Below are 17,795 nucleotides of genomic sequence, written 5' to 3' on the forward strand. Positions count from 1 at the left end.
CGCGGCGGTCAGCCGCGCTGGAGCTTCGCTAATATGGTCATCGCCTGGTCCGCGCCCGATTGCGGGACGATCTCGCCGTTGCGGTCGGTAATTGCCGCCCAGTTGGCGGCTACCCCTTCGACCGACAGATCGTCGCCCGACAGCAATGCGCCCGGCGTCAGCGTGACATAGGCGGCCTGGAACACGCCCGCGCCGGCGCCGAGGATCATGTTGGTCGGGGCATCCTCCGACACCAGGAACACCGCGCCGGGCGCGACCTTGTCGGGGGAGAAGGCCTTGAACGCCTCTTCGGGAAAGATGTCCTGCGTCATCCGCGTGCCTGCGGTCGGCGCGATCGTGTTGACGCGGATGTTGTTCTTCGCCCCTTCGATCGCGAGCGTCTTGGTCAGGCCGGCAAGGCCGAGCTTGGCGGCGCCGTAGTTGGCCTGGCCGAAATTGCCGTACAGTCCGGTCGATGACGCGGTCATCAGGATGCGGCCGTAATTCTGCGCGCGCATCCCGTCCCAGACTGCCTTGGTCGCGTTGGCCGAGCCGTTCAGATGGACGTCGACGACGAAGTTGAAATCGGCGGGGTCCATCTTGGCGAAGCTCTTGTCGCGCAGCACGCCGGCATTGTTGATGAGGATATGGACGCCGCCCCATTTTTCGGACGCACGCGCGACCATCTCGATCATCTGGTCATAGTCGGTGACGCTGCCGCCATTGGCGATCGCCTCGCCGCCCACGGCCTCGATCTCCTCGACGACCTTCAGCGCGGCATCGGACTGCCCCGTACCGTCGCGCGAGGCGCCGAGATCGTTGACGACAACCTTCGCACCGCGCCGGGCAAGCTCGAGCGCATATTCGCGGCCGAGCCCGCCGCCTGCGCCGGTGACGATCGCGACGCGGCCAGCAAAACCGAAGGATCCAAAGCTGTCGGACATGGAAAAAGGCGCCCCTCTCTTATCGTGGAGCGCCTTTCCTAGAACGTAAAGCAGTCGGTGCAAGCCGCGGCGTTAGCCACGGCCCGCACCGATGCGAATCGCTTACTTACCGCCGCGGTTCTTGCAGCCGTCCTTGACGGTGCGCGAGCAGGTTGGGTACTCGGCAGGTGCCGGGGTCGGCGGCGTCACCGTCGGCTGACCGAAGACGATGTTCGCACCACCGGGTGCAGCCATCGGAGCCTGGGGCGCTGCGGGCGGCGGCGGTGCCATCGCTGGATCCGCAGGCGCTGCAGGATCGGCTGCCATCGCCGGATCGGCGGGAGCGGCGGGATCTGCGGCTGGCGGTGCCATTGCCGGATCAGCGGGCGCGGTCTGGGCGGCCGGGTCTGCTGGCGGCATCGTCTGCGGCGCGGTCTGCGCGAACACGGGCGAGGCGAGCAACGCTGCAGCGGCGAGAAGAATGGACTTCATGCGAATCTCCTGAATACTTGGAGCGCAAATTCGTTAGCGCCACGGTTGAACGCACTAAAACCCGCTTGGGTCCTTCGTTTCGCGTCCGATTCTAACCGGCTTGTCTTGGTCCTGCACTAATGACGCGGTCGGCGACCGCTTGCAGTACCCTGACTTTCAGCCGCCAGTATCAAGCGAATAGCCAGCCGAGCGCACCGTGCGGATGATATCGGGACGTTCGCCGGTGTTGATCGCTTTCCGCAGCCGCCGGATATGCACGTCGACGGTGCGCGATTCGATGTCCGAATCATGGCCCCACACCGCATCGAGCAGCCGTTCGCGCGAGAAGACCCAGCCGGGATGTTCGAGGAAATGCTTGAGCAGCCGGAACTCGGTTGGCCCGAGTGCGACGACCTCGCCCGAGCGGCGGACCTTGTGGCCGACCGTGTCCATCTCGATGTCGGCATAGCTCAGCGCTTCGCCGGCAAGCGCGGGGCGAACGCGGCGCAGCACCGCGCCGACGCGCGCGACCAGCTCGCGCGGCGAGAAGGGCTTGGTGACGTAATCATCGGCACCGGTCTCGAGCCCGCGGACACGGTCCTCCTCTTCCCCACGCGCGGTCAGCATGATGATCGGCACGTTCTGCGTCTCGGGCGCACGACGCAGGCGGCGGCACACCTCGATTCCCGACAGGCCTTCGACCATCCAGTCGAGCAGGACGATATCGGGCACCTTCTCACGCGCGAGCAGCAGCGCCTCCTCGCCATCGGGGGTGTGCGCGATCTCGAAATCCTCGCGCTTGAAATGCCAGACCAGCAGTTCGGCGAGCGCCGCGTCGTCCTCGACCAGCAGCATCCTTGCACGGGCCATGTCGATTACTCCTGTATGCCGCCGCGGTCGCGGTCGGCCATCTGGGTGCCGGTCGCGGCAAAATAGACCATCTCGGCGACGTTGGTCGCGTGGTCGCCGATCCGTTCGAGATTCTTCGCGACGAACAGCAGGTGCGCGACCTGGCTGATCGTCTTGGGATTTTCGACCATGTAGGTCACCAGCGTGCGAAAGATGCTGTCGTAGAAATCGTCGAGCGCGGCGTCGCTTTCGACGACGAGCATCGCCGCCTCGAAATCACGCGCGGCAAAGGCGTCGAGCACGTCATGCACCATCTCGCTCGCCATCCGGCCCATGGCGGGCAGGATCGAGATCGGATCGATCCGGTGCTCGCTCTCGATCATCGGCACGCGCTTGGCGATGTTCTTGGCATAATCGCCGATCCGCTCGACGACGCCCGCGATCTTCAGCGCGGCGACGACCTCGCGCAGGTCGATCGCCATCGGTGCGCGCAGCGCGATGATCTGCACCGCCAGCCGCTCGACCTCCGCCTCGATCGCATCGATCTGCTTGTCCGCCGCGCGGACCTCGCGTGCGAGCGCGACGTCGTTACGCTGGAGCGCCTTCATCGCATTGGCGATCGCGTCCTCGGCGAGGCCGCCCATCTGCGAGATGAGGCCGCGCAGGCGGCCGATCTCGTCGTCGAAGACCTTTACGGTATGCGTGTTCATCGATCCCGTCCCCATCAGCCGTAGCGGCCGGTGATGTAATCCTTGGTGCGTTCCTCGCGCGGGTTGGTGAAGATGGCGGAGGTGTCGCCATATTCGACCAGCGTGCCGAGGTGGAAGAAGGCCGTGCGCTGGCTGACGCGCGCCGCCTGCTGCATGTTGTGCGTGACGATCACGATCGCATAGCGGCCGCGCAGCTCGTGGATCAGCTCCTCGATCTTGGCAGTCGCGATCGGGTCGAGCGCGCTGCACGGCTCGTCCATCAGGATCACCTCGGGATCGACCGCGATCGCGCGCGCGATGCACAGCCGCTGCTGCTGCCCACCCGACAACGCGGTACCGCTGTCGGTCAGGCGATCCTTCACCTCGTCCCAGAGACCCGCACGCCGCAGCGACTTCTCGACGATCTGGTCGAGGTCGCTCTTGGCACCCGCAAGCCCGTGAATGCGCGGGCCGTAAGCGACGTTCTCGTAGATCGACTTGGGGAAGGGGTTCGGCTTCTGGAACACCATGCCGACGCGGGCGCGCAGCTGGACGACATCCATGTCGGGCGAATAGATATCGTGCCCGTCGAGCTCGATCTTCCCCTCGACCCGCGCGCTGGCGACGGTGTCGTTCATGCGGTTGAGCGTGCGCAGGAAGGTCGACTTGCCGCAGCCCGACGGGCCGATGAACGCGGTGACATTGTCCATGTCGACGTCGATCGACACATTGTCGATCGCGCGCTTCTGCCCGTAATAGACGCTGACGTCGCGCGCGGTCATCTTGTGGTTGGTCATCACCAGCGGGTCTCGAATTTGTTGCGGAGGTAGATCGCGACGCCGTTCATCGCGAGCAGGAAGACGAGCAGGACGATGATCGCGGCCGAGGTCTTCTCGATGAAGCCGCGGCTGACCTGGTCGGACCACAGGAAGATCTGCACGGGCAGCACGGTCGCGGGGTCACGCAGCCCCGAGGGCGGCGCGGCGATGAACGCGCGCATCCCGATCATCAGCAGCGGTGCGGTTTCGCCAAGTGCGCGCGCCATGCCGATGATCGTGCCGGTCAGGATGCCGGGCAGCGCGAGCGGCAGGACATGGTGGAACACGACCTGCACCGGCGACGCGCCGATTCCGAGCGCGGCGTCGCGGATCGATGGCGGCACCGCCTTGATCGCGTTGCGCCCGGCGATCACGATCACCGGCATCGTCATCAGCGCGAGCGTCAGCCCGCCGACCAGCGGCGCCGATCGCGGCATCCCGAAGGTACCCAGGAACACCGCGAGCCCGAGCAGCCCGAAGATGATCGAGGGCACCGCGGCGAGGTTGTTGATCGACACCTCGATCAGGTCGGTCCAGCGGTTCTTCGGGGCATATTCCTCGAGATACAGCGCGGACAGCACGCCGATCGGGAAGGCGAGCAGCAGCGTGACGATCATCGTCAGCAGCGAGCCCTTGAACGCCCCCCAGATGCCGACCCGCGTCGCGTCGGTCGAATCGGCGGTCGTCAGGAACGTCATGCTCAGCCCGCGCGTCAGCACGCCGCGCGCCTTGAGCCGGGCGACGATGGCCTCCGCTTCGGGCGGGCCATCGCCTTTGGCAGCCATGTCGACCGGGCTGGCGACGGGCACCGCGATCACCGTCTTGCGTGACAGCAGACCGGGATCCGCCTTCAGCGCATCGCGTACCGTCACCCAGGCGCCGTCCGACAACAGGCCTTCGCCATCCTTGCCGAACGCGCGCGTCGCGGCGCTGTCGACCGCACCCTCGAGACCGGCGCTGGCGAGCGCGAGATCGGCGCCGCGGCTTGTCAGCCGCGCGGGTTCGATCGGCAGTGCGGCGGCGGCGAAATCGATCGGCAGCGCGACGCGCGTCTCGACGAACCCGCTCGCGCCCTGCCACAGCATCGACGACAGCAGGAAGGCGAGGAAGCCCGCGGAGAGCCAGACCGCGGCCAGCCCGGCGAGGCGGAACCGGCGCTCGGCGGCATAGCGGCGGCGGATGCGGCTCTGCATCGCCTTGGTGGTCCAGTCGGTCGGCACGCGCGCCGTGGCGGGCTTCGCCGAGGCCGTAGCGTCTGGCGTACCGATGAAGGGGGTGACGCTATTCATAGGCTTCGCGGTACCGTTTCACGACCGTCAGCGCGACGATGTTGAGGAGCAGGGTGACGACGAACAAGGTCAGCCCCAGCGCAAAGGCGGCGAGCGTCTTGGCGCTGTCGAACTCGGCCTCGCCGGTCAGCAGATCGACGATCTGCTTGGTCACCGTCGTCGTGCTGGCAAACGGGTTGAGCGTCAGCGTCGCGACACCGCTCGCGGCCATCACCACGATCATCGTCTCGCCAATCGCGCGGCTGACCGCGAGGAGGACGCCGCCGACGACGCCGGGCAGTGCGGCGGGAAGCAGCACGCGGCGGATCGTCTCGGACGAGGTAGCACCCATCGCGAGGCTGCCGTCGCGCATCGACGAGGGGACCGCGGCGATCGAATCATCGGCCATCGACGAGACGAACGGGATGATCATGATCCCCATCACGAGCCCGGCGGCGAGCGCGCTCTCCGACGAGGCCCAGCTGATCCCGATCCACACCGCGAAATCGCGCACCGCAGGCGCCACCGTCAGCGCGGCGAAATAGCCATAGACGACGGTCGGCACGCCCGCGAGCACCTCGAGGATCGGCTTCATCCACTTGCGCGTGGTCGGGGCGGCATATTGCGTGAGGTAGATCGCGCTCATCAGCCCGAACGGGATCGCGACGATCATCGCGATCACCGCGCCGATGAAGAACGTCCCCCAGAACAGCGGCACCGCGCCGAGCGACGCGCCCGGATCGCGCGCGTCGACGACCTGCGGGCTCCAGTGCGTGCCGAACAGGAAGTCGGTGATCGGCACGATCGAGAAGAAGCGCGCGGATTCGTAAAGCAGCGAGGCGACGATGCCGACCGTGGTCAGGATCGCGATCAGCGATGCGCCGAGCAGCAGGATCATCACGATCCGCTCGACCCGCGTCCGCGCGCCGAAGCCCGGCCGCACGCGCAGGAACGCAAACGCGCCGCCGGCAAAGGTGAGCAGCAGCGCGAGCGCGGTCGCGATCCAGTCGTAGCGCGACTGCGCGGCGGCATAGACCGGCGACAGGACGCGCGCGAGCTCGTGGAACGCGCCGAAGCTTCGTCCTTCCGCCAGGCTGCGCGCCTCGGACAGGATCGAGGCCCGGTCGAAGCCGGGCGGGGGCAACTGCACCGCGGCGGGGCTGGCCAGCACGGTGTCGGTGACGAGCGCGGGTGCGACCATCGACCAGCCGACCAGGAACAGCAGCGGCGGGATCGCTGTCCACAGCGCGACATACCAGCCGTGATGCGCGGGCAGCGAGCTGAACCGCGCAGTGTTGCCGACCCGGAACCGTGCGGCACGCATCCGTGCGCTCAGCCACGCGATCAGGCCGAGCCCGAGAACGAGGAAGAAGAGGGCGAGTGCCGACATCAGGCCGTCTCCGCCGGTTTCAGGGCGGGGATCGTGTTCCAGTAGTGCATCACGACAGCACCGCCGGGTCGAGGATCGTCTCGTTGGCGATGATCGCCGCCGACCGGGCCTGGACCGCGGGTGGCGCGGCGATCAGGCCGCGCTTCACCAGCGGCCCGGTCGCGCTCCAGTTGGCGGCATAGAGTTTCAGGAACGTCCGCAGCCCCGGAATCGCGCTGAGATGCGCCTTCTTCACATAGATGTAGAGCGGGCGTGACCCCGGATACCGCGTGTCCGCGATCGTCGCATAGGTCGGCTCGACACCGGAGATCGCGACGCCGTTCACGTCGTTCTTGTTCTCTTCGAGATAGCTGTAGCCGAACACGCCGATCGCATTGGGGTTGGACTGGAGCTTCTGGACGATCAGATTGTCATTCTCGCCCGCATCGACATACATCCCGTCCTCGCGGACGCGGGTGCACAGCGCCTTGTGCGCATCGGGATCGGACTTGGCGAGCGGCTTGGCGCTGGGGTCGCTGGCCTCGCAGCCCTTGGTCAGGATCAGTTCGGCGAGCGCGTCGCGCGTGCCGCTGGTCGCGGGCGGGCCATAGACCTGGATCGGCACCGGCGGCAGCGCGGGGTTCACGTCGCGCCATACGCGCGCGGTGTTCGGCCGGCCGCCGGGGCTGGCGGCGAGCGCCTTGTACAGGTCGGTCGGGGTCAGCTGCATCTTCGGGCCGTTCTTGGCCTCGGCAAACGCGATGCCGTCGATCCCGACCTGGATTTCCAGGATCTGGCCGGCGCCGTTGGCCGCGCAGTCCTTATACTCGCTCGCCTTCATCCGCCGCGACGCATCCTCGATATCGGGATGGCCGGCGCCGATGCCTGCGCAGAACAGCTTCATCCCCGCGCCGGTGCCGGTCGATTCGATCACCGGTGCCTTGGCATCGGGATCGTTGGCGACGAGCTGTTCGGCGATCATCGTCGTGAAGGGGTAGACCGTCGACGATCCGACCGCGGTGATCTGATCGCGCGAACCCGCGCCGCCGCCATTCGCCTGATCGACGCATCCGCCGATCAGCGTCGCGCCCGCCAGTGCCGTGACCGCCAGTCCTGAAATCGCCCCGAAACGCTGCACGTCAATTCCCGTCATGCCCGCCCGATAGCGCGGCTAGACCGGATCCTGTGTGACAGTCGCGTTACCGTTTGATGACACGCGACGAATTGGCGGGGCCGGCACCGGCCGGCGGCAGGATCACCGCGACCGTCGTGCCGACCCCGACCTGGCTCGCGATGTCGAGGCGTCCGCGATGTCGCTCGACGATATGCTTGACGATCGCCAGCCCCAGTCCGGTACCGCCGAGCGACCGGCTGCGCCCGGCATCGGCTCGGTAGAATCGCTCGGTCAGTCGCGGGATGTGCACCGCGGCGATGCCGTCGCCCTCGTCGCGCACCGCCAGCCTGACCATGCCGGTCACGTCGCGTGCCAGGGTGATCGTCACCGGCGTCCCGGCGCGGCCATATTTCATGGCGTTGCCGACCAGATTGTGGAGCATCTGCGACAGCTGCACGCGGTCGCCCGACACCGGGGGGACGGCGGGCTCGATCGTCGCGACCAGATCAAGGCCGCGGTTGCCCGCGCCGTCGGCTAGTTCGGCCCGCACGTCGCCGACCAGAATGGCCAGGTCGATCGGCGTGTCGGGGACGCGGTATTTCTCCGCCTCGATCCGGCTGAGCGAGATCAGGTCCTCGATCAGCCGCAGCATCCGCTTGGCCTCGTCGTCCATCACCTTGAGGAACCGCGCGCGGATCGCCGGATCCTCGCCCGCTTCCTCGCTCAGCGTCTCGATGAACCCTAGGATCGAGGCGAGCGGCGTGCGCAGTTCGTGGCTCGCATTGGCGACGAAATCGACGCGCATCCGTTCGGCGGCATAATTGCCGGTCTGGTCGATCAGATGGACGATGCGCTGCCCGTCGGACAGTTCGCCGACGCGCATTTCCCAGCGCTGGTCGCGGGTGCCCAGCCCGACCAGCTCGATCGGCGGGGTCTCGCCCAGCGCGGCGGGGGACGACAGCGCTTCGGCCGCGGCGGGGTGGCGGATCGCGACGCGCGCATCGTCACCGATGATGTGTTCGCCGAGCAGCGCGCGGGCGGCGCGGTTGGCGAGCACGACGCGGCCGTCGCGGACCAGCAGCACGGGCTCGACGATCAGGTCGAGCGTCTCGTCGAGGATCGCCGGATTGACCGGCGCGGGATCCGCGGCGGCGGGCGGCTCGTCCCCGGTCCCCGCGGCGACCAGCGCGGCGGCGATCCCGCCGACCAGCGCGACCAGCCCTGCCTGGATCGACGTGCCGATCGCGAATACCGCGATTGCGGCGCCGCCGGCCACAATGATCGCCCAAAAGGTGCGCAGTCCAAATCCGGTCAACATGCGCGCGTGTCTAGGCCATTCGCTGCCCCGCGCGCCAGCCCGTCCCGCAGCGGCACAGCGCCGGCCCCATCGCCCCCTGCAAAGCCCGGTTGCTTGCGCGAGGTTCATGATTGTGAAAGGGCATGATGCTAGCGGAGACCCGATGAGCGACGACACGCGCCCCGACACCGATCCGATCGAGACGACGCCGTCGCGGCGTCGCGTCCTGACGCTCGGCGCGGTCGGTGCCGCTGCGGTCGTGTCGATCCGTCCGGCGCTGGCGCAGACCGCGGGATCGGTGCTCAATTGCGACATTCCGGTGCCCGATGCGGGCCGCGCGGGCAGCTTCATCGATGCGCAGGGCAAGATCGTGCCATCGGGGACCAAGGGCGCTTTCGCGGGCGCCAGCCGGCCGTTCAAGGGCGAGGAAGTCCGGCGCGTGCTCAACAGCGGCGGCCAGCTCCCCGGCACCGATTCCGAACGCAGCCGCGCCTATGTAAATTACATCCGCCGGTTGCAGCGCGGCCAGGGCGGCTTCACCTGCTTCGCCTCGTTGCAGATGCCGCGCGGCTGAGGCCGTGGACGCCGCCGCACCGGATCCGATCTACCGCGCTGACCCGCCGGGCGCGCTGGTGCTCACGCCGCTCGACGCGTTTACTGCGGTCTATCACCGGCGATCGGGCATGACTCACCTGCTGACCGAACCCGCGCCGCAGATCCTGGCGATCCTCGGCGAGGCCGGGCTGTCGCTCAACGCGCTGCTCGACCGGCTGGCGGACGACTATGATCTCGCCGACGCCACAGCTTCGGCGCTAGCCGCGCGGCTCGACGAGCTGGTCGCCGCCGGGCTTGTCGCGACGTCGTGAGACACGCCTTCGCGCTGCGCATCGGTCCGATCGGATTCCGGATCGGATCGGACTGGCGCGCGCCGATCGATCAGCTGCGCAGTCTCTACCGCGATTATCCCGCGCCGCAGGACGGGGTGGCGGATTATACCGTCCGGCTCTTCGCGCGGCGGCCCTGGCGGCGGTGGCTCCGCCCGTCGGTCGAGATCGGCGGTGATTACATGCTGCCCGAGGCCGCGCCGCTGCCGCTGCGGCACGGGCTGCTCGCGGCCGAAATGGCGATGAACCTTCAGATGGCGCTCGGCGCACGCCGCCACCTGTTGCTCCATGCCTCCGCGGTCGAACGCGATGGCCGCGCGGTGCTGATGACCGGGGTATCGGGTGCGGGCAAATCGACACTGGCGAGTTTGCTCGCGGCGCGGGGCTGGCGGTTCATGGGTGACGAATTCGCGCTGCTCGACCCCGCGACCGGGCTGCTTCACGCCTTTCCGCGGCTGATCAGCCTGAAGAATGCGGCGATCCTCGCGGCCGAGGCCGCCTGGCCAGACGCGCGGATGGGGCCGCTGATGGCGGCGACTCCGAAGGGCGATATCCGCCACATGGTCCCTGATGCGCGTGCGATCGCCGCGATGGACCAGCCGGCGACCCCCGCCTTGCTGCTGTTTCCCCGCTACGGCGATGCGGCGGCGGTCCGGCCCGTGCCGCCTGCCGAAGCGTTCGTGCGGATGACGCAGGCCTCGACCAACTATGTCGCGCTCGGCGAGCCGGGATTCACCGCGATGACCCGCCTGATCGCTGATGTCCCCGCGGTCGCGATCGATTATCCCGACGGTGCCAGCGGGGTCGCGCAGGTCGAGGCGTTATGCGCGGCGTTGTGACAGACCTCCCGCGTAGCGTGGCGGCGGACGCACGCCTGCTTGCCGGCGCGCTTGCCGATCCGGGACGCGTCATGGGACTCAACGCGGAAGGCTGGACCACCCTGCTGACGATCGCCCGCGCCGAACAGCTGATCGGGACGCTGGCGCTGCGCCTCTACGGCCTGCCGCTGCCGCGCGCGGTCGAGGCGATCCTCGGCGATGCACGCGCCGCCGCGGAACAGGGCCGCCGCGCGGCACTGTGGGAGGCGGAGATGGCGCGGCGCGCACTCGCACCGCTCGGCTGCCCGGTCGTGCTCCTTAAGGGGACGGCCTATGCCGCAGCGGGACTGATGGCGGGGCAGGGCCGGTCGATCGGCGATCTCGACATCCTCGTGCCGCGGGCGGCGCTCGAGCGGGTCGAGGCGGCGGTGCTCGGCGCGGGGTGGGAATGGGTGAAGCCCGACCCGTATGACGACGCCTATTACCGGCGCTGGATGCACGAGCTGCCGCCGCTGATCCACCGCGAGCGCGACCGGATGATCGACGTCCACCACACGATCCTGCCGCTGACCGCGCGGGTCACGCCCGATCCCGCACGGCTGATCGCGGACAGCGTCCCGCTCGGCAACGGCCTGCGCACGCTGTCGCCCAATGGCATGATCGTCCATGCCGCGGCGCATCTGTTCGCGGACGGCGACCTGGCGGGCGGCCTGCGCAACCTGTGGGACATTCGCTGTCTGGTCGAGGAGTTCGGCACCGAGGGGCTTGCAGAGGAGGCGGCGAGGCATGGTCTGCGCCTGCCCGTCGCGCGCGCGCTGCGCCTCGTCGATGGGCTGTTCGCCGCGGGCCGGCTGACGGCCAGCGACCGCCTCTATGTGCGGCGGCTGACCGCGCGCGACGGCTGGGGGCGGCCGACCCGCCCGGCCACGCGGCTGGCCTTCTACGTCCGATCGCACGCGCTGCGCATGCCGCCGGCGATGCTCGCGCGCCATCTGTGGACGAAGTGGCGCAAGGCCTAAGCGCCCGCGCGGAGGATCAGTGCAGCGTGCGCAGCCGCGGCGGCCGTGTCCGCCGCACCATCGCGATGATCGCGACGACGACGGCGATCGCGATCGTGTCGGCGATCCAGTCGCGAATGTCGCAGTCGCGGTGCAGCGACGGGATCGACTGTGCCACCTCGACCATCGCGCCAAGGAAGGACAGGCGTTCGAGCACCTTGCGTCCGCGCGCCGCCGGATAGGCGAACGACGCCAGCGCGGCGAGCGTCGCGAAGGCGAGCATGTGCTGGAACTTGTCGCCGAACTGATCGATCGGCAGATGCGGCGGCTTGGGGAGGAGTGCCATCGTCACGGCGAAGACGATCGCCAGCGCCAGCGCGATCTTGAAGAACCCGGTCAGGTCGCGGTCGCGGCCGTTCACGCTGCGGTGCGCCGGGCGAGGTCATCGAGCGCGGGGATCAGCGCATCGAATCCGTCGATCACCGCCTCTGCCCCGAGCTCGTCGACCGGCTGCATCAGAAAGCCGAAGCTGCACGCGATCGTCGGCAACCCTGCCGCCTGTCCCGCCTGGATATCGAAGATCGAATCGCCGACGAACGCCGCGCGGGGGGCGGCACCTTGCGCCCCGGCGCGCTTCGCGTCCGCCACCACGGCGCACTGGCGCACCATTTCGTGGATCGGCATCGGCGACGGCTTGCCCTCCGCCATGGTGTCGCCGCCGAGGATGCAGGCGAACCGGTCGGTCAGGCCGAGTTCGTCGAGCACGGTGCGCGCGAATCGTTCGATCTTGTTGGTGACGATCCCGATCGTGACACCGCGTGCCGCCAGCGCGTCGAGCGCCTCGATCACCCCGGGATAGGGCCGCGTCAGCACACAGATATGCGCCTCGTAATAGGCGAGCAGCGCGGCGTGCAGCCGGTCGAGCATCGCCTCGTCATAGCCGCCGGTCGCGGTCAGCCCTTGTTTCAGCATGTGCCGCGCGCCGCCGCCGATCATCGGCTTGACCTGTTCGACGCTCAGCGCCGGCCGGTTCGCAAGCGCGAGTGCATGATTGACCGCCGCGGTCAGGTCGCCGCTGGTGTCGAGCAGGGTGCCGTCAAGGTCGAACCCGACGATATCGAATGAAAAATACGTCATCGCCGTGATGCCTGCCAGCGCGGCTATGGAATTGGCAAGGCTTTCGTGGCAGCGGTCCTTCCATGACGACGCATAAGCACGACCAGTCCATCGCGGTGATAATCCTGGCGGCCGGCAAGGGCACCCGGATGAAGTCCGACCTGCACAAGGTGCTGCACCCGATCGCGGGGCGGCCGATGCTGCACCATCTGGTCGCGAGCGCGACGACGCTGCACCCCGCGCGCACCGTCGTGGTGACGGGTGCGGGGCGCGAGCAGGTCGAGCGCGCGGTCGCCCCGCTCGGGATCGCGACGGCGCTGCAGGCCGAACAGCTCGGCACCGGCCATGCCGTGGCGCAGGCGCGCGACGCGATGGCCGGGTTCGAGGGCGATGTGCTGATCCTCTATGGCGACGTCCCGCTCGTCACCGCCGCGACGATGCAGCGGATGATCGACCGGTTGCACGGCGACGATGCGCCCGCGGCGGTCGTGCTCGGCTTCCGCCCCGCCGATCCCGGTGCCTATGGTCGCGTCATCGCCGATGCCGCCGGCCGGATCGACCGGATGGTCGAATATAAGGACGCCTCCGACGCCGAACGCGCCGAGACGCTATGCAATTCGGGGCTGATGGCGGTCCATTCGCGCGAACTGTTCGCGTTGCTCGCGCGCGTCGGCAACGACAATGCGGCGGGCGAATATTATTTGCCCGACATCGTCATGCTCGCCGCCGCCGACGGCCGGGCCTCGGCGGTGATCGAGACGGGCGAAGGCGAGGTGGCGGGCGTCAACAGCCGTGGTGAACTCGCCGCGGTCGAGGCGGCCTGGCAGGCGACGCGCCGTGCCGCCGCCATGGCGGACGGCGCGACGCTGATCGCGCCCGACACGGTCTGGTTCGCGCACGATACGCTGCTCGGGCGTGACGTGACGATCGAGCCCAATGTCGTGTTCGGCCCGGGCGTTCGCGTCGCGGATGGCGCGGTCATCCATGCCTTCAGCCATGTCGAGGGTGCGGTGATCGGCGAAAAGGCGGACGTCGGCCCGTTCGCGCGCCTGCGGCCCGGGGCGGATCTCGGCGCCGGATCACGCGTCGGCAATTTCGTCGAAGTAAAGAAGGCGACGATTGGCGTCGGCGCGAAGGTCAATCATCTGAGCTATATCGGCGATGCCGAGATCGGCGCGCGCGCGAACATCGGTGCGGGCACGATCACCTGCAACTACGACGGCTATTTCAAATACCGTACCGTCGTCGGCGAGGACGCGTTCATCGGCTCGAACTCAGCACTGGTCGCGCCGGTGACCGTCGGTAGCGGCGCGATCGTTGCGGCGGGGTCGGTGCTCACGCGCGATGTCGACGCCGACGCACTCGCGCTCGTTCGTCCGCCCCAGGTCGACAAGCCCGGCTGGGCAGCGCGATTCCGCGAAAAGATGGTGGCCCGCAAAGCCGCTCGTCGGTGACGCCCCGCGCGACCGATCGCACGCGGTTCCCGACCTGACCAGATCATGCGGAGCGTGTCGCACGCCTCGCTCGACAAGATGAATGGATAGATAGCATGTGTGGCATCGTGGGAATCCTGAGCAATGACGCGGTTGCCGAGCGGTTGCTCGACGGTCTCAAGCGGCTCGAATATCGCGGCTATGACTCGGCCGGCATCGCGACCGATCATGACGGCGCGATCGAGCGCCGGCGCGCATCGGGCAAGCTGGTCAACCTTGCGAACGAGCTCGCCGCGCATCCGTTGCCCGGCAGGACCGGGATCGCGCATACGCGCTGGGCGACGCATGGCGGGCCGACCACCAACAACGCGCATCCGCACGCGACCGGCGAGGTCGCGGTCGTCCACAACGGCATCATCGAGAATTTTAAACCGCTGCGCGACGAACTGATCGCGCGTGGGCGGACCTTCACCAGCGAGACCGACACCGAAGTCGTCGCGCATCTGATCAGCGAGAAGGTCGAGGCCGGCAGCGATCCGATCTCGGCGGTCCGCGAGATCCTGCCGCGGCTGCACGGTGCGTTCGCGTTAGCGATCCTCTTCCGCCAGCATCCCGACCTGCTGATCGGCGCGCGGCTCGGCTCGCCGCTGGTCGTCGGCCACGGGGAGGGCGAGATGTTCCTCGGCTCAGACGCGCTCGCGCTCGCGCCGCTGACGCAGCGTATCGCCTATCTCGACGAAGGCGACTGGGTCGTGCTGACGCGCGACGGCGCGCAGGTCTATGACCGCGACAACGCGCCCGTCGAGCGCGCGATCACGCTGTCGGGGATCACCGGCGAGGTGATTTCGAAGGGCAACCACAAGCATTACATGCTCAAGGAGATCTACGAGCAGCCGATCGTCGTCGCGCAGACGCTGCGTTCGTATCTGAAGCGGATGGAGGGCGAGGTCTCGCTGCCAATCCCCGAATTCGACCTGTCGACCATCAAGCGCGTCACGATCGTCGCGTGCGGGACGAGCTTCTATGCGGGCATGGTCGCCAAATACTGGTTCGAGCAGTTTGCGCGCGTCCCCGTCGACCTCGATGTCGCGTCAGAGTTCCGCTACCGCGCGCCGGTGATGGAGGAGGGCGGCCTCGCGCTGTTCATTTCGCAGTCGGGTGAGACCGCGGACACGCTAGCCGCGCTGCGCCATGCCAAGGTCGAAGGGCAAAAGATCGCGGTCGTTGTCAACGTGCCGACCAGCAGCATGGCGCGCGAGGCGGACCTGTTGCTGCCGACGCATGCCGGCCCGGAGATCGGCGTCGCCTCGACCAAGGCGTTCACCTGCCAGCTTGCGGTGCTCGCCGCGCTCGCCGCCAATCTGGCGCGCGCGAAGGGCCTGCTGATTCGCGAGCAGGAGCGCGAGATCGTCCGCCACCTCGCCGAGGCGCCCGCTGCACTTAACGGCGCGCTTGCCTATGACGAGGCGATCGAGGCGATGGCGCACACCGTCGCGGGTGCGCGCGACGTGCTGTATCTCGGGCGCGGTACGGATTACCCGCTCGCGCTGGAGGGTGCGCTGAAGCTGAAGGAAATCAGCTATATTCACGCCGAGGGCTATGCTGCGGGCGAGATGAAGCACGGGCCGATCGCGCTGATCGACGAGCATGTCCCCGTCATCGTCATCGCACCGTCGGGGCCGCTGTTCGACAAGACCGTCAGCAACATGCAGGAGGTGATGGCGCGCGGCGGCAAGGTCGTGCTGATCAGCGACTATGACGGCATCCAGGCGGCGGGCGAAGGCTGCATGGCGACGATCACCATGCCCAAGGTCCACCCGCTGATCGCGCCTCTGGTCTATGCGGTGCCGGTTCAGCTGCTCGCCTATCACGTCGCGGTGCTCAAGGGGACCGACGTCGATCAGCCGCGCAACCTGGCGAAGTCGGTCACCGTCGAATAAGGGCGCCGCGGCTCAGGCCGCCTTGCGGTGGGGCAATGGCGGCATCTGGTCGTCGCCGTTGAACCGCGTGATCCAGGGCAGGACGTCCTGCGCTTCGAGCGGGCGGGCGAAGACATAGCCCTGTGCCTCGTCGCACGCCATCCGCGTCAGCGTGTCGACGGCGCCGACGGTCTCCACGCCCTCGGCGACCACGCGGAAGCCGAGCTTTTTCGACAGCGAGATCATCGTCGCGATCACCGTCCGGCTGCGGGCGTCGTCGGTGTTGAGCGGGTCAACGAACGACTTGTCGATCTTGACCACGCTCGCGGGCAGCGTCTGGAGATAGGCGAGGCTGCTGTGGCCGGTCCCGAAATCGTCGATCGCGACGCGGACCCCGGTCGCCGCCAGCGCCTCGAGCCTGGCGAGCGACTGCGCCGAATTCTCCATCATCGCGCTTTCGGTCACCTCGACCTCAAGCATGTCGGGCGCGACATTGTGCGTGTCGAGCGCCGCGGCGATTGCCGCGACGAGTCCGTCCTCGTCGAGATTGGTCGCCGAGATGTTGATCGACAGAGGCAGCGAGACGCCACACGCCTGCCACGCCGCCAGCTGACGCAGGGCGGTGTCGAGGACGAATGCGGTGGTCGGCTTGGCCAGCGTGGTCCGCTCGACGATCGGGACGAACTCGGCGGGCGATACGTCGCCCAGCGTCGGGTCGTTCCAGCGCAGCAACGCTTCCGCCCCGACGCAGCGACGTGATCCGAGGTCGATCCGCGGCTGATAGACCAGGCGAAGCGATGCGCCGTCCTCCAGCGCTGTGCCGAACGCGCTGAGCAGCACGATATTGCGCCGGTATTCGGTATCGTTCGACGTCGCATAGACGCTGATCAGGCTGTCCTTGGCCTGCGCATCCTGTGCGGCGCTGTGGGCGGCGCGCAGGATTTCCTGTGACCGGATCGCGCCCAGCGTCACGGGGACGATCCCGGCCGCCATCGTCGTCACGAACCGCGCGATCGAGCCCGCGGCACTGACCGCAAGCCCGGCGCTCACCACGTCGAGATAGCCGGGCATGGTCGCACCCGGCGCGGACAGGAAGGCAAACTGGGTCGCGGCCACGTGATAGAGCGTTCGCGCGGATCCCAGTTGCTCGCGCAAGGTCCGCGCCGATTCCTTGACCAGCGTTTCGATATAGCCGGCGCCCATCACCCGGATCAGCGCATTCAGCTGGTCGGCACGCGCGAGGTCGAGCAGCACGACGAAGCGCTGCTCACCGGGCGTGTCACGCGCGAGATCGTCGAGATCTTCCAGAAACCGGAAGCGGTTGGGTAGCGCGCTGACCGGATCGATCCGCCCGACCGCATGCTGGAGGTCGATTTGCGCCATGACCATCGCCGCAAGGTCGGTCAGCGCGGCAAGCTCCTCGGGCGAGGCGGTTCGGGGTTCGGCCCCCAGCACGCAGAGCGACCCGAGCCCATGGCCCTCCCGCGTGATCAGCGGCGCACCCGCATAGAAACGGATGCCGGACTGCGCGAGCGGGCTGTTGGCATAGAAGCCGTCGGCGGCGAGGTCGGGTATCACCAGACCCTGCGTCGTTTCGGCGACCTCCGCGCACGGGGCCTTGGCCCGCGCGATGTGGTCGTGCGTGATCCCGACGCGCGACTTGAACCATTGTCGGTCGGTATCGGTGAGCGAGATTGCGGCGATCGGCAGCCCGAAGATCTGGCCCGCCATCCGGGTGATGCGATCGAAGTTTTCGCTGGCGCTGGTGTCGAGCAGGCGCAATTGGCGCAATGCATCAAGCCGTGCCGCCTCTTCATACGCCCGCATTTCTCTGCTCCAGTCGCCAGCAT

18 protein-coding genes are annotated in these 17,795 nt (G+C 68.1%); 6 read left to right on the forward strand and 12 right to left on the reverse strand.

Annotated elements, in window-relative coordinates:
• Positions 1 to 8: 8 nt before the first annotated feature.
• The 9 genes from J3A66_RS14655 to J3A66_RS14695 all read right to left on the reverse strand — a co-directional run bounded on the left by J3A66_RS14655 (position 9) and on the right by J3A66_RS14695 (position 8,798).
• Positions 9 to 923, reverse strand: coding sequence for an SDR family NAD(P)-dependent oxidoreductase (locus J3A66_RS14655; RefSeq protein WP_209569679.1), 915 nt, complete (start codon positions 921 to 923; stop codon positions 9 to 11).
• Between the two features lie 102 nt (positions 924 to 1,025).
• A complete protein-coding gene (locus tag J3A66_RS14660) occupies positions 1,026 to 1,394 on the reverse strand; it encodes a hypothetical protein (protein WP_209569681.1) in 369 nt (122 codons plus the stop codon).
• Between the two features lie 156 nt (positions 1,395 to 1,550).
• The gene (gene phoB, locus J3A66_RS14665; protein WP_031395853.1) at positions 1,551 to 2,243 is read right to left on the reverse strand and encodes a phosphate regulon transcriptional regulator PhoB; all 693 of its coding nucleotides are present in this window, start codon (positions 2,241 to 2,243) and stop codon (positions 1,551 to 1,553) included.
• A 5-nt stretch (positions 2,244 to 2,248) separates the two neighbouring features.
• Entirely contained in the window at positions 2,249 to 2,932 is a 684-nt protein-coding gene (gene phoU, locus J3A66_RS14670) for a phosphate signaling complex protein PhoU (protein WP_031395854.1), read from the reverse strand.
• Between the two features lie 14 nt (positions 2,933 to 2,946).
• Positions 2,947 to 3,708, reverse strand: coding sequence for a phosphate ABC transporter ATP-binding protein PstB (gene pstB, locus J3A66_RS14675; RefSeq protein WP_031395855.1), 762 nt, complete (start codon positions 3,706 to 3,708; stop codon positions 2,947 to 2,949).
• Positions 3,708 to 4,922: a phosphate ABC transporter permease PstA gene (gene pstA / locus J3A66_RS14680; protein ID WP_192142029.1), complete on the reverse strand. Its 1,215-nt coding sequence runs from the start codon at positions 4,920 to 4,922 to the stop codon at positions 3,708 to 3,710. The genes pstB and pstA overlap by 1 nt, the downstream gene beginning before the upstream one ends.
• Before the next feature lie 88 nt (positions 4,923 to 5,010).
• Positions 5,011 to 6,387, reverse strand: coding sequence for a phosphate ABC transporter permease subunit PstC (gene pstC / locus J3A66_RS14685; RefSeq protein WP_031395857.1), 1,377 nt, complete (start codon positions 6,385 to 6,387; stop codon positions 5,011 to 5,013).
• A gap of 49 nt (positions 6,388 to 6,436) precedes the next feature.
• Positions 6,437 to 7,519, reverse strand: coding sequence for a substrate-binding domain-containing protein (locus tag J3A66_RS14690; protein WP_192097569.1), 1,083 nt, complete (start codon positions 7,517 to 7,519; stop codon positions 6,437 to 6,439).
• Positions 7,520 to 7,565: 46 nt separating this feature from the next.
• Positions 7,566 to 8,798: an ATP-binding protein gene (locus J3A66_RS14695; RefSeq protein WP_056406039.1), complete on the reverse strand. Its 1,233-nt coding sequence runs from the start codon at positions 8,796 to 8,798 to the stop codon at positions 7,566 to 7,568.
• Between the two features lie 142 nt (positions 8,799 to 8,940).
• Between J3A66_RS14695 and J3A66_RS14700 the strand changes: the two genes are divergently transcribed.
• The 4 genes from J3A66_RS14700 to J3A66_RS14715 all read left to right on the forward strand — a co-directional run bounded on the left by J3A66_RS14700 (position 8,941) and on the right by J3A66_RS14715 (position 11,498).
• Entirely contained in the window at positions 8,941 to 9,351 is a 411-nt protein-coding gene (locus J3A66_RS14700; RefSeq protein WP_031441639.1) for a hypothetical protein, read from the forward strand.
• A 4-nt stretch (positions 9,352 to 9,355) separates the two neighbouring features.
• Positions 9,356 to 9,643, forward strand: coding sequence for an HPr-rel-A system PqqD family peptide chaperone (locus J3A66_RS14705; protein ID WP_348634061.1), 288 nt, complete (start codon positions 9,356 to 9,358; stop codon positions 9,641 to 9,643).
• Positions 9,640 to 10,500 (forward strand): HprK-related kinase A, encoded by an 861-nt coding sequence (locus J3A66_RS14710; protein ID WP_209569683.1) that lies wholly within the window; start codon positions 9,640 to 9,642, stop codon positions 10,498 to 10,500. The genes J3A66_RS14705 and J3A66_RS14710 overlap by 4 nt, the downstream gene beginning before the upstream one ends.
• Before the next feature lie 71 nt (positions 10,501 to 10,571).
• Positions 10,572 to 11,498 carry a nucleotidyltransferase family protein gene (locus J3A66_RS14715; RefSeq protein WP_245337095.1) on the forward strand — a complete coding sequence of 309 codons (927 nt, stop codon included), beginning with the start codon at positions 10,572 to 10,574 and terminating at the stop codon, positions 11,496 to 11,498.
• 16 nt (positions 11,499 to 11,514) lie between these two features.
• Here J3A66_RS14715 and J3A66_RS14720 read toward each other — a convergent pair whose 3' ends face one another.
• A complete protein-coding gene (locus tag J3A66_RS14720; RefSeq protein ID WP_236559065.1) occupies positions 11,515 to 11,898 on the reverse strand; it encodes a hypothetical protein in 384 nt (127 codons plus the stop codon).
• A complete protein-coding gene (locus J3A66_RS14725) occupies positions 11,895 to 12,614 on the reverse strand; it encodes an HAD hydrolase-like protein (protein ID WP_031441643.1) in 720 nt (239 codons plus the stop codon). The genes J3A66_RS14720 and J3A66_RS14725 overlap by 4 nt, the downstream gene beginning before the upstream one ends.
• Positions 12,615 to 12,676: 62 nt before the next feature.
• On the opposite strand from J3A66_RS14725, the gene glmU reads away from it, so the two are divergent.
• A complete protein-coding gene (glmU, locus tag J3A66_RS14730) occupies positions 12,677 to 14,047 on the forward strand; it encodes a bifunctional UDP-N-acetylglucosamine diphosphorylase/glucosamine-1-phosphate N-acetyltransferase GlmU (RefSeq protein WP_209569687.1) in 1,371 nt (456 codons plus the stop codon).
• 95 nt (positions 14,048 to 14,142) lie between these two features.
• The gene (glmS, locus tag J3A66_RS14735; protein WP_209569689.1) at positions 14,143 to 15,966 is read left to right on the forward strand and encodes a glutamine--fructose-6-phosphate transaminase (isomerizing); all 1,824 of its coding nucleotides are present in this window, start codon (positions 14,143 to 14,145) and stop codon (positions 15,964 to 15,966) included.
• Positions 15,967 to 15,978: 12 nt separating this feature from the next.
• On the opposite strand, the gene J3A66_RS14740 is transcribed toward glmS, so the two are convergent.
• Positions 15,979 to 17,772, reverse strand: a complete 1,794-nt coding sequence (locus J3A66_RS14740) for an EAL domain-containing protein (RefSeq protein WP_209569691.1) — start codon at positions 17,770 to 17,772, stop codon at positions 15,979 to 15,981.
• Positions 17,773 to 17,795 lie beyond the last annotated feature (23 nt).

The organism is Sphingomonas sp. PvP018 (genome assembly GCF_017876865.1).
Classification (GTDB): Bacteria; Pseudomonadota; Alphaproteobacteria; order Sphingomonadales; family Sphingomonadaceae; genus Sphingomonas; species Sphingomonas aerolata.

Bases quoted from the DNA above. Each gene is read 5' to 3' on its own strand.
- J3A66_RS14700 (WP_031441639.1), top strand. From the start codon at position 8,941: ATGAGCGACGACACGCGCCCCGACACCGATCCGATCGAGACGACGCCG.
- J3A66_RS14715 (WP_245337095.1), top strand. From the start codon at position 10,572: ATGGGACTCAACGCGGAAGGCTGGACCACCCTGCTGACGATCGCCCGC.
- phoU (WP_031395854.1), bottom strand. From the start codon at position 2,932: ATGAACACGCATACCGTAAAGGTCTTCGACGACGAGATCGGCCGCCTG.
- pstC (WP_031395857.1), bottom strand. From the start codon at position 6,387: ATGTCGGCACTCGCCCTCTTCTTCCTCGTTCTCGGGCTCGGCCTGATC.
- J3A66_RS14690 (WP_192097569.1), bottom strand. From the start codon at position 7,519: ATGACGGGAATTGACGTGCAGCGTTTCGGGGCGATTTCAGGACTGGCG.
- pstB (WP_031395855.1), bottom strand. From the start codon at position 3,708: ATGACCAACCACAAGATGACCGCGCGCGACGTCAGCGTCTATTACGGG.
- J3A66_RS14655 (WP_209569679.1), bottom strand. From the start codon at position 923: ATGTCCGACAGCTTTGGATCCTTCGGTTTTGCTGGCCGCGTCGCGATC.
- glmU (WP_209569687.1), top strand. From the start codon at position 12,677: ATGACGACGCATAAGCACGACCAGTCCATCGCGGTGATAATCCTGGCG.
- glmS (WP_209569689.1), top strand. From the start codon at position 14,143: ATGTGTGGCATCGTGGGAATCCTGAGCAATGACGCGGTTGCCGAGCGG.
- J3A66_RS14725 (WP_031441643.1), bottom strand. From the start codon at position 12,614: ATGACGTATTTTTCATTCGATATCGTCGGGTTCGACCTTGACGGCACC.
- J3A66_RS14660 (WP_209569681.1), bottom strand. From the start codon at position 1,394: ATGAAGTCCATTCTTCTCGCCGCTGCAGCGTTGCTCGCCTCGCCCGTG.
- J3A66_RS14740 (WP_209569691.1), bottom strand. From the start codon at position 17,772: ATGCGGGCGTATGAAGAGGCGGCACGGCTTGATGCATTGCGCCAATTG.
- phoB (WP_031395853.1), bottom strand. From the start codon at position 2,243: ATGGCCCGTGCAAGGATGCTGCTGGTCGAGGACGACGCGGCGCTCGCC.
- J3A66_RS14695 (WP_056406039.1), bottom strand. From the start codon at position 8,798: ATGTTGACCGGATTTGGACTGCGCACCTTTTGGGCGATCATTGTGGCC.
- pstA (WP_192142029.1), bottom strand. From the start codon at position 4,922: ATGCAGAGCCGCATCCGCCGCCGCTATGCCGCCGAGCGCCGGTTCCGC.